Origin of the sequence: Pseudomonas cavernicola, assembly GCF_003596405.1 — a bacterium.
Lineage (GTDB): Bacteria > Pseudomonadota > Gammaproteobacteria > Pseudomonadales > Pseudomonadaceae > Aquipseudomonas > Aquipseudomonas cavernicola.
In genome coordinates this window covers 1,093,235-1,107,224 of sequence record NZ_QYUR01000006.1, presented here as the reverse complement: position 1 = coordinate 1,107,224, position 13,990 = coordinate 1,093,235, and the positions used below count along the sequence as shown (strand labels likewise).

The window sequence follows — 13,990 nt, the reverse complement described above, 5'->3', positions numbered from 1 at the left end:
ACAGGCTATGACCATCACTCGTCCCCCAGGTGTTCGCGGGCCAATTCGTGCAGCGAGCGGGCGGCGGGCTTCGGGGCGCTATGGTTTTGCGTCCAGGGGCCGATCTTGCCCGGCGTCAGGCTGCGCAGACGTGTGGCGAGGTACAGGAAGCCGCGATACAGCAGCGGCGAGCTGTTGAGGTGGCGCCAGGCATTCCAGATCAAGCGCTCCGTGCGCGAATACTTGCTGCCCTGGCCACGCATGACGGGGTGCGGAGCGTTCGGGGCCTTGACGTTCTCTTCACGCAAACGCCGGAGCAGGGCCGGGATTGGGATCTTCACCGGGCAGACTTCGCCGCAGGCGCCGCACAGCGAGGAGGCGCTGGGGTGGTCCGGTACCTTCGCCAGGCCGACCAGGTGCGGGGTGATGATCTTGCCGATCGGCCCGGGATAGACCTCGCCGTAGGCATGGCCGCCGATGCGGGTATAGACCGGGCAATGGTTCATGCAGGCGCCGCAGCGGATGCAATTGAGCGTCTGGCGCAGTTCGCTGTCGGCGAAGGCCTGGCTGCGGCCGTTATCCAGCAGCACCAGATGCACTTCCTGCGGACCGTCGAGTTCGTGGGCCTGGCGTGGACCGGAGATCAGGTTGACGTAGGTGGTGATCGGCTGGCCGAGCGCCGAGCGGGTCAGCAAGGAGAGCAGCGGCACCACATCGCGCAGGTTCTCGACGACCTTTTCGATACCGGTTACGGCGATATGCACCGGCGGCACCGTGGTCGACATGCGGCCGTTGCCCTCGTTCTCGACAAGCAGCAGGGAGCCGGTTTCGGCCACCGCGAAGTTGACGCCCGAGACACCGATATCGGCCTCGAAGAACTTCCGTCGCAACACGCGGCGACCGGTCTGAATAAGTTGGTCTACGTCCTTGGTGTACTCCACGCCGAGTTTGTCGTGGAACAAGGACGCGACCTGGCCGGCATTCTTGTGGATCGCCGGCATAATGATATGAGAAGGCTTCTCGTGGTCGAGCTGGACGATGAACTCGCCCATGTCCGATTCCAGGCATTCAATGCCCTGTTCAGCGAGGACATGGTTCATCTCCATCTCTTCACTGACCATCGATTTGCCCTTGATCACTTGCCGCGCCTCGTGAGCACGGATGATCGAGAGGACGATGGCATTCGCCTCGTCCACCGTTTCCGCCCAGTGCACGTTCACACCGTTGCGGGTCAGGTTCTGTTCCAGTTGCTCGAGCAAGTCGGGCAACTTGGATAGCGCGCGTGCACGGATGCTGTTGCCCAGGGCGCGCAGCCGCTCGCGTTCATCGGCATCGCTGAAGGCCGCAGCCCGCTTGCTCATTAGCGAGTCCATGGCGCTGCGGAAGTTGCTCCGCAGTTGGCCGTCGCCCAGCGCCTGGTGGGCGCGGGTCTTGAAGTCATCGTGCAGTTGCACGCTGGGAATCAGTGTGTGGCTGCTCACTTCCCACCTCCGGTGCGTTGCCAGAGGAAGCTCGCTAGATGTTGCCCGCGTAGCGCTTGCTGTTGTTTCTCCAATGCGCCGTTGATGTTCATCAAGCAGCCGCAGTCGGCGCTGATCACCTGATGCGCGCCGGATTCCTGTAGCGCGCGGGTTTTGTCCTCGACCATGGCACCGGAAATATCCGGCATGCGTACCGAGAAAGTGCCGCCAAATCCGCAGCATTCGCTTTCATGGCTGTGCTCGACTCGTTCCACCTGGGCCAACTGCGCGAGTAAGACGCGACCGTGCAGGTGGGTGTTCATTTCGCGGCGGGCCGAGCAGGAGGTATGCAGCGCCACCTTGACCGGCTCGCCACTGTCCTGCAGCCGCACCTTGCACACGTACAACAAAAACTCGGCCAGCTCATAGGTGCGCTCAGCCAGGGCCTGCACCTGCTTGAGTGTCGCCGGCTCGTCCTTGAACAAGTCGGCGCAGTGCTCGCGCAGCATCCCGGCGCAGGAGCCGGACGGCACTACCAGCGGCCAATCGCTAGCGAACAAGGCCAGCTGTGCGCGCGCGACTTCCCGAGCCTGTTCGGTGTACCCCGAGGTGTAGGCCGGCTGCCCGCAGCAACTCTGCCCCTGCGGGAAGTGCACTCGAATGCCTTCGCGCTCGAGCAGGTGGATGGCATCCATCCCCGCTTCGGGAAAAAACAAATCCACTACACAGGTGCCGAACAGATAGACCTGCGCAGGCTTCTGCGCGGGGTATCGGCGCGGTTTTGGCAGTGGCGGCGCGACGCGGGTCGCGTTGGGCACGGCGTTATAGAACAGCTCGCTCATCAGGCGTTTCTCCGGGTTGACCCGGTTATCCGCCCAGCATAGATGCTGAAGCTTTCAGCAGCCTTGCAGGGTCGGTGGTGAATAGCTGGCACCGGGCAAGCCCGGCACCAAGTGTGGTGCTTTTACCGCGCTCTGAACACGTCGTTAGCCGTCGTTCCCGCTCAAGTGGGAACCCGGATGCCTCGGCATTTCTGCAGCCTTGCCGGGACGGGGCTGACGGCTGACGTTCAGAGACTCTTTAGTGAACCAGCATGCCGGTGAACACATAGGCCTGCGCCAGGGTGATCAGGCCGACGAAGGCGGCGAAGATCAGGCTGTGTTTCAGGGTGAAGCGAAACAGATCCGATTCCTTGCCGACCAGGCCGGTGGCGGCGCAGGCGACAGCAATCGACTGCGGTGAAATCATCTTGCCGGTCACGCCACCGCTGGTGTTGGCTGCTACCAGCAAAGTGTCGTTGACCCCAATCTGATGCGCCGTGGTCGCTTGCAGCGAGCTGAACAGTGCGTTCGATGAAGTGTCCGAGCCGGTCAGGAAGACACCCAGCCAGCCGAGAAATGGCGAGAAGAACGGGAAGGCCGCACCGGTGCCGGCGAGAACCAGCGCCAAGGTAGTCGACATGCCGGAGAAGTTGGTGACGAAGGCGAAAGCCAGCACCATGCCAATCGACAGAATCGGCCAGCGCAGCTCGACCAAGGTCTCCTTGAAAGTGGTCAGACCAGTTCTGGCGTGTATGCCCAGGACCAGCATCGAGATCAGTGCCGAGAAGAAGATCGCTGTGCCGGTGGCCGATACCGGGTCCAGCTTGAACACGGCGGCCATCGGGGTCGGGCTGGCGACGATTGGCGCGACTTTCAGCACCAGTTGATCCAGGTGCGGAATGGCGAAGTAGAACACCCAGCTTTCCAGTGCGCCGCCTGTGGCGAACAGGGCCTTGAACGGCTTCAGGGTCCAGATTGTCACCAGTACGGTGAGTATCAGGAACGGTGACCAGGCTTTGAGGATTTCGCCAAAGCTGTAAGGCGAGGGCGTGCTACTGCGAGGCCCGCCCAAGCCGCCGACTACCGCGGCGCCACTGGCACTGACGCCGAGCACTTCCACCTCGGCGGCGCGCTGCGGTTGCCAAACTTTGAGGAACAGCGTCAACGACACCAGGCTGACCAGCGCCGAGGTGATGTCCGGCAGTTCCGGGCCGATGTAGTTGGAGGTGAAGTACTGGGTGATGGCGAAGGATCCGCCGGCGACCAGCGCGGCCGGCCAGGTTTCCTTGATCCCCCTCCAGCCATCCATCATGGCCACCAGCCAGAACGGCACGATGATCGACAGCAGCGGCAGCTGGCGACCGGCCATGGCGCCGATCTTGAACGCGTCGATGCCGGTGACCTGACCTGCGACGATGATCGGGATGCCCAGCGCACCGAAGGCCACCGGCGCGGTGTTGGCGATTAGGCACAGACCGGCGGCGTACAGCGGGTTGAAGCCGAGGCCGACCAGCAGGGCTGCGGTGATCGCTACTGGCGCACCGAAGCCGGCCGCGCCCTCAAGAAAGGCGCCGAAGGAAAAACCAATCAGCAAGACCTGCAAGCGTTGGTCGTCAGTGATCGACAGTACCGAACTGCGGATGATCTCGAACTGCCCGCTTTTCACCGTCAGCTTGTAGAGAAAGACCGCCGCGACAATGATCCAGGCGATCGGCCACAGGCCATAGGCGAAGCCATAACCGGCTGCGGCAAAAGCCATGTCGGCAGGCATCTGGAAGGCGAAGATGGCGACCAGTATCGACAGCGCCAGGGTGATGCTGCCGGCGACATGGCCCTTGAGGCGGAATACCGCTAAAGCGAGGAAGAAAAAGGCGATGGGGATGACGGCTGCCAGTGCTGACAGACCGAGGTTGCCGAGAGGTGTATATAGCTGTTGCCAGGCTTGCATCGTGGGTTGGCTCCCTGATTATTGTTGGGTGTGCCTTATGTCGGGTCATGTGGGCCGGTGCGCTTGTGGCGTCCAGCCAGGCAAAACAATGACCGCAACTCGTAGGTCGACTTAATTGGTCATACCAATTTACAATTTCGACGGCTCAGGGTAAAAGCCTTACAGCGAGTCTGTCAATTTGCCGGCCTGCTACTTTGGTCGAGGCAGGTTGCGGTTGGTTGTTCTTGTCGCGCTGTCAGTGGCTGGTTAGGCTGCGGCTAACACGTGGCAAAGCACGGATTAGACAGCCCGGTCGATGGTCGGGCGCGGTGGAGAGGGTTATGGGCTTCGGTCAGGTACAGCAGCGCCGTTTGTCGGACGATATCGTTGCGCAGCTCGAGGGGATGATTCTCGAAGGCACGCTCAAGGCTGGCGAGCGCCTGCCTGCGGAGCGCGCGCTGGCGGAGCAGTTCGGCGTGTCGCGACCATCATTGCGCGAGGCGATTCAGAAGCTGGCGGCCAAGGGTTTGCTGGTCAGTCGTCAGGGCGGCGGCAACTATGTCGCGGAGTCCTTGGGGTCGACTTTCAGCGATCCGCTGCTGCATTTACTGGAGAGCAACCCCGAGGCGCAGCGTGATTTGCTGGAGTTTCGCCACACGCTGGAAGGTTCCTGTGCCTATTACGCCGCGCAACGGGCGACCGAGCTGGATCATCAGCGGCTGCGCGAAGCCTTCGAGGCGCTGCAGGACTGTTATGCGCGTGACGGGAAGGTCAGCCGCGCCGAGGAGGGCGCCGCCGATGCGCGCTTCCACTTGGCAATTGCCGAAGCCAGTCACAACGCTGTGCTGCTGCACACCATTCGCGGATTGTTCGACTTGTTGAAGCGCAACGTGGTGACCAATATCGGCGGCATGTATGCCCTGCGCACCGAGACCCGCAAGATGCTGATGCAACAGCATGGCGAGTTGTATCAGGCAATCATCGAGGGGCGTGCCGAGGCGGCGCGGGAAGTGTCCAATCGGCACATCCATTACGTGCAGGAAGTGCTGGCGGAGGGCTTGCAGGAGGCGCAACGGGTGGCGCGAGCAGAGCGGCGGCAGGGGTTCTAGGCGCAGCTACTGCACTATCAGAGAGCTCCGCCGATAGTGCGTCCCACACTGTCATCCCCGCGCAGGCGGGGATCGAGAAAATCGCTTACTCATCCTTGCCCTTGTTACGAACTGCGCGCTGCAGCTCGCGATCGGAGTCGCGCTCGCGTTCGGTATGGCGCTTGTCGTATTCCTTCTTGCCTTTGCCTAGGCCGATTTCGCACTTGATCAAGTGCTGCTTCCAGTACATCGACAAGGCCACGCAGGCGTAACCCTTCTGCTGCACGGAGGTGGTCAGTTTTTCCAGCTCGCGCTTGTTGAGCAGCAGTTTGCGTGTGCGCACGGGGTCGGCGATGACATGGGTGCTGGCGGCGGTCAGTGGCGCAATGTGGCAGCCGATCAGCCAGGCTTCGTCATTCTTGAGCAGCACGTAGCTGTCGACCAACTGCGCTTTGCCGGCCCGCAGGCTTTTTACTTCCCAGCCGGCCAGGACCATGCCTGCCTCGAACTTGTGCTCGATGAAGTAGTCGTGCCGGGCTTTCTTGTTTTGGGCAATGGTGCCCTGAGGGTGTTTCTTTTGCTTAGCCATAGGCGCGGCATTATAGGGAGTCACTGGCCTGCTGGCGACAGTTTAGGCGTCGGTCGAATTTTTCCTTTGGTTCCCGGGCATGGCATGTTTATCGCTGTTCTGGGGCGCCCGCTTGCGGTTACCGCAGTTTAAAAACCTGACTAGCCCAGCTATGACTCGTCACGGCGCCTTGTCTCAGGACTCCAGGCATCCGAACTTGAGTTAACCAACTAGCCGTACAGGCCACTAGCGGCGCAAAGGCTTGAGGGGTTTGGATGAATCTCGGACAATGCGCGCTCTTTTGCAGGCACCACGGACATATACATGGCGGGCGACAAGGTTTCGATCCACGGTTCCTGGGCTAGTCGCTGGGTCTTCATTCTGGCAGCTACGGGCTCGGCGGTGGGCTTGGGGAGTATCTGGAAATTCCCCTATATGACCGGCGTCTACGGCGGCGGAGCCTTTGTCTTAGTGTTTCTGCTGTGCATCGCGCTGCTCGGTTTGCCGGTGATGCTGGCGGAAACCTTGATCGGTCGCCGGGCCCGGCAAAGCCCGGCGAACGCTCTGCGCGATCTGGCGATCGAGGCTGGTCACTCGACTAAGTGGTCGTGGGCGGCGTTTGCCGGAATGATCACGGCGCTGTTGATCCTGTCGTTCTATAGCGTGGTGGGTGGCTGGTCGCTGGACTACATCATCGACATGGGCCGTGGCGATTTCCAGGGCGTGGCGCCCGAGCAGGCCGGGGCGTATTTCGCCCAGGTGATTGGCGATCCCTGGCGGCTGATTCTATGGCACAGCATTTTTATGCTGCTGTCGGCCTATGTGATCGCTCGGGGGTGGTCGCAGGCCTGGAGCACAGCCTGCGGATCATGATGCCGCTGTTATTCCTGTTGCTGCTGATCTTGCTGGGTTACAGCCTGACCACCGGGCACTTCATGGAGGGCGTGCACTTCATGTTCAACTTTGACACCTCGCGCTTGCTCGATGGCCTGCTACCTGCCATGGGCCATGCGTTCTTCTCGCTAAGTGTCGGGGTGGGTTCGATTTTGATCTACGGCGCTTATATGCCGAAGAATTCCTCGATCTCCGGCACCATCGTCGGCGTGGCGTTGCTGGACACCTTCGTCTCCCTGTTGGCCGGTGTGGCGCTGTTCCCGATTGTTTTCGCCGCCGGTTTGAATCCGGGGGAGGGGCCTGGGCTGATGTTCGTCACCCTGCCGCTGGCCTTCGGTAACGTGGTCTTTGGTCAGTTGATGGGGGTGGTGTTCTTCGTGTTGGTGGCGGTGGCCGCTTGGAGTTCGGCGATTTCCCTGCTGGAGCCGATGGTGGCTTACTTGGTCGAGCGCACTCGTGTGAGTCGCGTCTGGGTTACCACTTGGCTGGCGTTTATCTGCTGGTTTGTCGGTCTGGGCACGGTGTTCTCTTTCAATATCTGGAAGGAGGCCAAGTTCTTCGTCAGTGGCGTTGACAGCTTCCAGCTCTATCAGTGGGGCGCGGCGGGCGGGTTGGACTTCTTCGGCGTGATCGACTTTTTCACCTCAAGAGTCATGTTGCCGCTCGGTGGGCTGACCTTTGTGATCTTTGCCGGTTGGGTGATGGGCCGTGAGGCGGTGCGTGATGAGTTGGCCATGCGCAGTCCGAAACTGTTCGCCCTGACCTTCTTCCTCATGCGTTATGTCGCGCCGCTGGGTATTCTCATCGTGTTTGCCGCGCAGTTATGGAAGTGAGATCCGCATGACCACGCATATTCAACGCTCGGCCCTGCTGCCCTATCCGGCGCAGGCACTCTACGATCTGGTCAATGATGTGGCTCGCTATCCGGAGTTTCTGCCCTGGTGTTCGGCGACTGAAGTGCTGGAGGAGAGCGACAGCCATATGCGCGCCAGCCTGTCGGTGAGCAAGGCTCACCTGAGTCAGCACTTTATGACCTGTAATCAGCTGACACCCGGGCAGCGCATTGAAATGCAGCTGGAGGAAGGGCCCTTCACCCATCTGCATGGCGTCTGGGAGTTTAAGGTACTGACGGACAAGGCCTGCAAGATCAGTCTGGATCTATCCTTCGACTACGCAGGGCCGCTGGTTAGGGCGACCCTCGGGCCACTGTTCAATCAGGCGGCCAATACCTTGGTCGATGCCTTCTGCCAAAGAGCCAAGCAGTTGCATGGGTAAGCCAAGCATTACGGTGGAAGTGGTCTATGCCCTGGCGGACCAGCAGAAGCTGCTGCGGCTGAGCGTGCCCTATGGCACCACAGTGCGGCAGGCCGTCGAGCAGTCTGGGATGACGGTGTATTTCCCAGGGCTGGATCTGGCGAGCTGCCCGTTGGGTATCTTCGGCAAGGTCGTCGCCAAGCCGGAAGAGCGAGTGCTGGAAGAGGGGGAGCGGGTGGAGATCTATCGGCCGCTGATTGCCGACCCGAAAGAGGTGCGCAAGCAGCGCGCAGCGAAGGCGGCACAAGCCAAGGCAGATGGGGCGAGCAGCTAAAGCGCTTTGTTCATGCATAAAAAAGCCCGGAATCTCCGGGCTTTTCTGTCTCGGCGCAGCGCTTACTGCGGTGAGGTTTCCAGTGGTGTGGGAGTCGGGACTGGGACGGTCTCGACGTTGTCCACTTCGTGCTGGATCTTTTCTAGCAGTGAGCCAGGCTTGGGCGGCTCTTCAGCTTTCGGTTGCTCGCTGGGCTTGGGCGTGGCAACTGCTGGGCTGCTGCCATCCTGACCGAGGATCGCTTCGTCACGGCTGACGCCGGGCATAAAGTCGCCCGCCAGACCAACCAGTTGATCGTTGCTATCGAACACTATGCTGACGCGCTCTTGCAGGCGCTGCGTGCCACCAGGCTGGATGCTGTACAGATAGTCCCAGCGGTCGGCGTGGAAGGTATCGCTAATCAGTGGGTTACCCATGATAAAACGTACTTGGCGACGGGTCATTCCAGGGCGTAACTGGTCTATCATGTCCTGTGTCACGACATTGCCCTGTTGAATGTCGATTTTATAAACCCCGGGGAATGAACAGCCGGCGAGTGCGAACAGTCCCACAAGGGTGAGACTAGTCAGCAAGAGCTTGGTGTTTTGCATCGGTGGGTGACTTCCACTATCTTGGCTGGGCAACTTGACGTCCGATCATACCTGCATTGAAGGGAGCTGCGAAGCAGCAACCGCGAGAAAGCTGACCATGGTTGAAAATAGCGAACTACGTAAAGCTGGCCTTAAAGTGACCCTGCCGCGGGTCAAAATTCTGCAGATGCTCGACTCTGCCGAGCAGCGTCATATGAGTGCGGAAGATGTGTACAAGGCGCTGATGGAGGCTGGCGAAGATGTGGGTTTGGCCACGGTTTACCGTGTACTGACCCAATTCGAGGCCGCCGGTCTGGTGGTGCGGCACAACTTCGATGGTGGTCATGCGGTGTTTGAGTTGGCCGACAGCGGTCACCACGATCACATGGTCTGTGTCGATTCCGGTGAAGTGATCGAGTTCTTCGATACCGAGATCGAGAAGCGCCAAAAAGAGATCGTGCGTGAGCATGGTTTCGAGCTGGTGGACCACAATCTGGTGCTTTACGTTCGTAAGAAGAAGTAAGGCTTGCCTGCGCGAGTAATCGCTAGGCTGGTAAAAAAGGCGACCCTGGGGTCGCCTTTTTGCTTTGCGCTTTAAGCCAGAGTTAGAAACCAGGGTCAGGCATTGGCGGCAGTGCTGACCATCTGCCGGGCGTGCGCCAGGGATTCCTCGGTCAGATCGACGCCGCCGAGCATGCGAGCGATTTCTTCAATCCGTCCTGAACCATCCAGATTCGCCACTGCAGTGCGTGTGGCATCGCTGCCACGGGCCTTGTGCACGAACAGATGCTGGTGCCCTTGCGCAGCGACCTGCGGCAGGTGGGTCACGGTCAGCACCTGGCCACGCTCTCCGAGCCGGCGCAGCAGTTGGCCGACCACTTCGGCGGTAGGGCCACCGATGCCGACGTCGACTTCATCGAAGACCAGCGTGGGGACACGTGAGGTTTGCGCAGTGATCACCTGGATGGCCAGGCTGATGCGTGACAGTTCGCCGCCGGAAGCGACTTTCGCCAAGGCTTTGAGCGGCTGGCCGGGGTTGGCGCTGACCAGAAATTCCACTTGCTCCAAGCCTTGCGGCTGCGGATCGGCGGCGTTGGCACCGTGCAGTTCGATGTTGAAGCGCCCACCAGGCATGCCCAGGCGCTGCATTTCGATTTCGACAGCGCTAGCCAGTTGCCCCGCCGCGTCATGCCGGAGCGTGCTGAGCTCGTGGGCTTTTTCTTGGTAGTGGCGGGCGTAAGCCGAAAGCTCTTCGCTCAGGCGCTCGACGGCCTGGTCGTCGGCGTTGAGGTTTTCCAACTCTTCAAATAGCTGTTGTTGCAGGGCGGCCAGTTCGCTCGGTTGTATCCGGTGCTTGCGCGCCAGGGTGTAGATGGTGTCAAGGCGCTCTTCGAGCAGTTGCTGGCGGGCGGGATCGGCGTCGAAGTGATCGAGAAAGCGGTTCAGCTCGCCGACCGCTTCTTCAACCTGGATCTGCGCGCTGGCCAGCAGGTTGACGGCTTCGCCGAGGGCGCCCTGTGGGCTGTTGAAGGTGCTGAGCCGCTGCAGGCTGCTGGTGAGTGCGGACAAGACGTTGCCGGCGTCGTTTTCACTGCATTGTTCCAGCACCAGACGGCAGGTGCTCAGCAGGCTTTCGGCATTGGCCAGGGCCTTGTGATCCTGTTCCAGTTGCTCCAGTTCGGTTTCTCCAAGCGCCAGGTTGTCTAGCTCTTCCAGCTGATAGCTGAGCAGTTGATGGCGCGCGCACTGTTCATCGCCGGCGCTGGATAGACGTTCCAGCTCTTGCCGGGTTTGCCGCCAGCGCTGCGCGGCGAGTTGCACCTGGCGCGCCAGTTCCTGGCTGCCGGCGTATTCGTCGAGCAGGCGGCGGTGGGTCTCGGGCTTGAGTAGTGACTGGTGTTCGTGTTGGTTGTGGATGTCGATCAGTAGTTCGCCGAGGGCTTTCAGGTCACCTTGTGGGCAGGGCGAGCCATTGATGTAGCCGCGCGAGCGACCTTCGGCGGTGATCACGCGCCGGAGGATGCACGGCCCGTCATTATCCAGGTCGCGCTCGGCCAGCCAGGCGCGGGCTTCCGGAATATCACCGAGATCAAAACTGGCGAGGATATCCGCCTTGTCGGCGCCAGGCCGCACTACACCACTGTCGGCGCGATCACCCAGGGTCAGGCCGAGGGCGTCGAGCATGATCGACTTGCCGGCCCCGGTTTCGCCGGTAATTACGCTCATCCCGCCATTCAACTCGAGGTCGAGGTGTTCGACGATGGCGTAGTTGTGCACGGATAGGTGTACCAGCATGGCGGGGGCTCCGATGGTAAAGTATGGTTATTTATACAGTGTTTGTTTTGTGCCTGACAATCCTCCGCCGCTCTTGAATCGGCAGATTGCGACCCCATATAGGCGGCAGAAGTGTGAGTTAAGGCTCACTGTCGTTTTTGAGAGGAGAGACGCATGGCTGACGAACAGACCCTGAATTCCCAGAATCCTGACGCGGAACCCGTTGCCGAGGCCGTATCTAGCGAAGACCTGGCTGCCCGCGTGCAAGCACTGGAAGAGCAGCTGGCGGCCGCTCAGGATCAGGCTCTGCGGGTTGCTGCTGACTTGCAGAACGTGCGCCGTCGCGCCGATCAGGATGTGGAAAAAGCCCACAAGTTCGCCCTGGAAAGATTTGCCAATGACCTGTTGCCGGTCGTCGATAGTCTCGAGCGCGGTTTGGAGCTGTCCAACCCGGATGACGAGGCGATCAAGCCGGTGCGTGAAGGCATGGAGCTGACGCTCAAGCTGTTTCAGGACACGCTGAAGCGCTATCAGCTGGAAGTCATCGACCCGCATGGCGCACCGTTCAATGCCGAGCACCATCAGGCCATGGCCATGCAGGAAAGCACCAATCTTGAGCCCAATAGCGTGCTCAAGGTGTTCCAGAAGGGCTATCTGCTACACGGTCGCCTGCTGCGTCCGGCCATGGTCGTGGTCAGCAAGCCCCCGGCCGAGACGCCACCTTCGATTGATGAGCAGGCTTGAAATTCGGCATCAGGCCCCCATCTATTAAGGCAAGCGATTCAGAGCTGCCGCGACCGGTTAAACCAGGGCGCGGCGCAATCAAGGTTTAAGGCAAAATTTCGGGAGAGTGAAGATGGGCAGAATTATCGGTATCGACCTGGGGACCACCAACTCCTGCGTCGCCATTCTGGAAAACGGTAACGTCAAGGTCATCGAGAACGCCGAGGGCGCGCGCACCACGCCGTCGATCATCGCTTACAGCAACGACGGTGAAATCCTCGTCGGTCAGTCGGCCAAGCGTCAGGCGGTGACCAACCCGCACAACACCCTGTACGCGGTGAAGCGTCTGATTGGCCGTCGTTTCGATGAGAGCGTCGTACAAAAAGACATCCAGATGGTTCCGTACAAAATCGTCAAGGCCGATAACAGCGATGCCTGGGTGGAAGTGAAGGGCCAGAAAATGGCTCCGCCGCAGATTTCCGCGGAAGTGCTGAAAAAGATGAAGAAGACCGCCGAAGACTACCTCGGCGAGCCTGTCACCGAGGCGGTGATCACCGTGCCGGCGTACTTCAACGACAGCCAGCGCCAGGCCACTAAAGACGCCGGTCGCATCGCCGGTCTGGACGTCAAGCGCATCATCAACGAGCCGACTGCGGCTGCATTGGCCTACGGCATGGACAAGGCCAAGGGCGACCACACCGTGATCGTTTATGACCTGGGTGGTGGCACCTTCGACATCTCGGTGATCGAGATCGCCGAAGTCGATGGCGAGCACCAGTTCGAAGTGTTGGCGACCAACGGTGACACCTTCCTCGGTGGTGAGGATTTCGACATCCGTCTGATCGACTATCTGGTCGATGAGTTCAAGAAAGAAAGCGGCATGAACCTTAAGGGTGACCCGCTGGCCATGCAGCGCCTGAAAGAAGCCGCTGAGAAGGCCAAGATCGAGCTGTCCTCCAGCCAGCAGACCGACGTTAACCTGCCGTACATCACCGCAGATCAAACCGGGCCGAAGCACCTGAACGTGAAGATCTCCCGCGCCAAGCTGGAATCGCTGGTGGAAGACCTGGTGCAGCGCACCATCGAGCCATGCCGTATCGCGATGAAAGATGCCGGTATCGACGTTGGCGCGATCCATGACGTGATCCTGGTCGGCGGTCAGACCCGTATGCCGCTGGTGCAGAAGCTGGTGACCGATTTCTTCTGCAAGGAGCCGCGCAAGGACGTCAACCCGGACGAAGCCGTGGCCGTGGGTGCTGCGATTCAAGGTGCGGTATTGGCTGGCGACGTGAAAGACGTGCTGCTGCTCGACGTCAGCCCGCTGACCCTGGGTATCGAAACCATGGGTGGCGTGATGACTGCGCTGATCGAGAAAAACACCACCATCCCGACTAAGAAGTCGCAGGTGTTCTCGACCGCCGACGATAACCAGGGCGCCGTGACCATTCACGTGTTGCAGGGCGAGCGTAAGCAAGCTGCGCAGAACAAGTCGCTGGGCAAGTTCGATCTGGCTGAAATTCCGCCAGCACCGCGTGGCGTGCCGCAGATCGAAGTGACCTTCGATATCGATGCCAACGGCATCCTGCATGTGGGCGCGAAGGACAAGGCGACCGGCAAGCAGCAGTCCATCGTGATCAAGGCCAACTCGGGTCTGTCCGAGGAAGAGATCCAGCAGATGGTGCGTGACGCCGAGGTGAATGCCGAGGAAGACCGCAAGTTCGAAGAGCTGGCGATGGCGCGTAACCAGGGTGACGCACTGGTGCATGCAACTCGCAAAATGATCACCGAAGCGGGCGACAAAGCCACTGCGGACGAGAAAGCGGCGATCGAAAAGGCCTTGGGCGAACTCGAAGTGGCCGTGAAGGGCGACGACAAGGCGGTTATCGAAGCCAAGATCAACGCCCTGTCCGAAGCGACCACGCCGCTGGCGCAGAAGATGTACGCCGAGCAGCCGCAGGCTGGCGAAGCGGCGCATGGTCATGACGAAGCGAAAGGCGGTGCCGACGATGTGGTCGATGCTGAGTTCGAAGAGGTCAAGGAAAACAAGTAAGCGTCCGCTTGCTTCCGCTCCAGCCTGCCTAGCTAAGGCGCTGGCAGGG

At 60.5% G+C, this 13,990-nt stretch carries 12 protein-coding genes and 1 pseudogene; 7 read left to right on the top strand and 6 right to left on the bottom strand.

The features are described from left to right. Nucleotides 1-14 precede the first annotated feature (14 nt). From D3879_RS21340 to D3879_RS21330, 3 genes are all read right to left on the bottom strand, one after another. On the bottom strand, nt 15-1,460 hold the full coding sequence (locus tag D3879_RS21340; RefSeq protein ID WP_119956219.1) for a LutB/LldF family L-lactate oxidation iron-sulfur protein: 1,446 nt from the start codon (nt 1,458-1,460) through the stop codon (nt 15-17). After that, nucleotides 1,457-2,281 (bottom strand): (Fe-S)-binding protein, encoded by an 825-nt coding sequence (locus D3879_RS21335; protein WP_119956218.1) that lies wholly within the window; start codon nt 2,279-2,281, stop codon nt 1,457-1,459. Before D3879_RS21335 ends, D3879_RS21340 begins: the two co-directional genes overlap by 4 nt. 238 nt (nt 2,282-2,519) lie before the next feature. Next, nucleotides 2,520-4,208 (bottom strand): lactate permease LctP family transporter, encoded by a 1,689-nt coding sequence (locus D3879_RS21330; protein ID WP_119956217.1) that lies wholly within the window; start codon nt 4,206-4,208, stop codon nt 2,520-2,522. Nucleotides 4,209-4,528: 320 nt separating this feature from the next. Between D3879_RS21330 and D3879_RS21325 the strand changes: the two genes are divergently transcribed. Continuing rightward, nucleotides 4,529-5,296 (top strand): FCD domain-containing protein, encoded by a 768-nt coding sequence (locus tag D3879_RS21325; RefSeq protein ID WP_119956216.1) that lies wholly within the window; start codon nt 4,529-4,531, stop codon nt 5,294-5,296. Nucleotides 5,297-5,381: 85 nt separating this feature from the next. Here D3879_RS21325 and smpB read toward each other — a convergent pair whose 3' ends face one another. Continuing rightward, nucleotides 5,382-5,864: an SsrA-binding protein SmpB gene (smpB, locus tag D3879_RS21320; protein WP_119956215.1), complete on the bottom strand. Its 483-nt coding sequence runs from the start codon at nt 5,862-5,864 to the stop codon at nt 5,382-5,384. Nucleotides 5,865-6,167: 303 nt separating this feature from the next. Between smpB and D3879_RS21315 the strand changes: the two are divergent. The 3 genes and pseudogenes from D3879_RS21315 to D3879_RS21305 all read left to right on the top strand — a co-directional run bounded on the left by D3879_RS21315 (nt 6,168) and on the right by D3879_RS21305 (nt 8,325). Then, nucleotides 6,168-7,570: pseudogene (locus D3879_RS21315) on the top strand (sodium-dependent transporter). A 7-nt stretch (nt 7,571-7,577) separates the two neighbouring features. Next, nucleotides 7,578-8,012, top strand: a complete 435-nt coding sequence (locus D3879_RS21310) for a type II toxin-antitoxin system RatA family toxin (RefSeq protein WP_119956214.1) — start codon at nt 7,578-7,580, stop codon at nt 8,010-8,012. Further along, entirely contained in the window at nt 8,005-8,325 is a 321-nt protein-coding gene (locus tag D3879_RS21305; protein ID WP_119956213.1) for an RnfH family protein, read from the top strand. Before D3879_RS21310 ends, D3879_RS21305 begins: the two co-directional genes overlap by 8 nt. A 62-nt stretch (nt 8,326-8,387) precedes the next feature. On the opposite strand, the gene D3879_RS21300 is transcribed toward D3879_RS21305, so the two are convergent. Next, nucleotides 8,388-8,915: an outer membrane protein assembly factor BamE gene (locus D3879_RS21300; protein WP_119956212.1), complete on the bottom strand. Its 528-nt coding sequence runs from the start codon at nt 8,913-8,915 to the stop codon at nt 8,388-8,390. Nucleotides 8,916-9,012: 97 nt separating this feature from the next. Between D3879_RS21300 and fur the strand changes: the two genes are divergently transcribed. Beyond that, nucleotides 9,013-9,417, top strand: a complete 405-nt coding sequence (fur, locus tag D3879_RS21295; RefSeq protein WP_119956211.1) for a ferric iron uptake transcriptional regulator — start codon at nt 9,013-9,015, stop codon at nt 9,415-9,417. Nucleotides 9,418-9,512: 95 nt separating this feature from the next. Here the strand turns inward: fur and recN are convergent, their stop codons facing one another. Then, complete coding sequence (recN, locus tag D3879_RS21290; protein WP_119956210.1) at nt 9,513-11,189, bottom strand: DNA repair protein RecN; 1,677 nt, start codon at nt 11,187-11,189, stop codon at nt 9,513-9,515. Between the two features lie 153 nt (nt 11,190-11,342). Between recN and grpE the strand changes: the two genes are divergently transcribed. Together grpE and dnaK are read left to right on the top strand one after the other, a co-directional pair. Further along, nucleotides 11,343-11,912 (top strand): nucleotide exchange factor GrpE, encoded by a 570-nt coding sequence (grpE, locus tag D3879_RS21285; RefSeq protein ID WP_119956209.1) that lies wholly within the window; start codon nt 11,343-11,345, stop codon nt 11,910-11,912. Nucleotides 11,913-12,024: 112 nt separating this feature from the next. Next, nucleotides 12,025-13,941 carry a molecular chaperone DnaK gene (gene dnaK / locus D3879_RS21280; RefSeq protein WP_119956208.1) on the top strand — a complete coding sequence of 639 codons (1,917 nt, stop codon included), beginning with the start codon at nt 12,025-12,027 and terminating at the stop codon, nt 13,939-13,941. Nucleotides 13,942-13,990 lie beyond the last annotated feature (49 nt).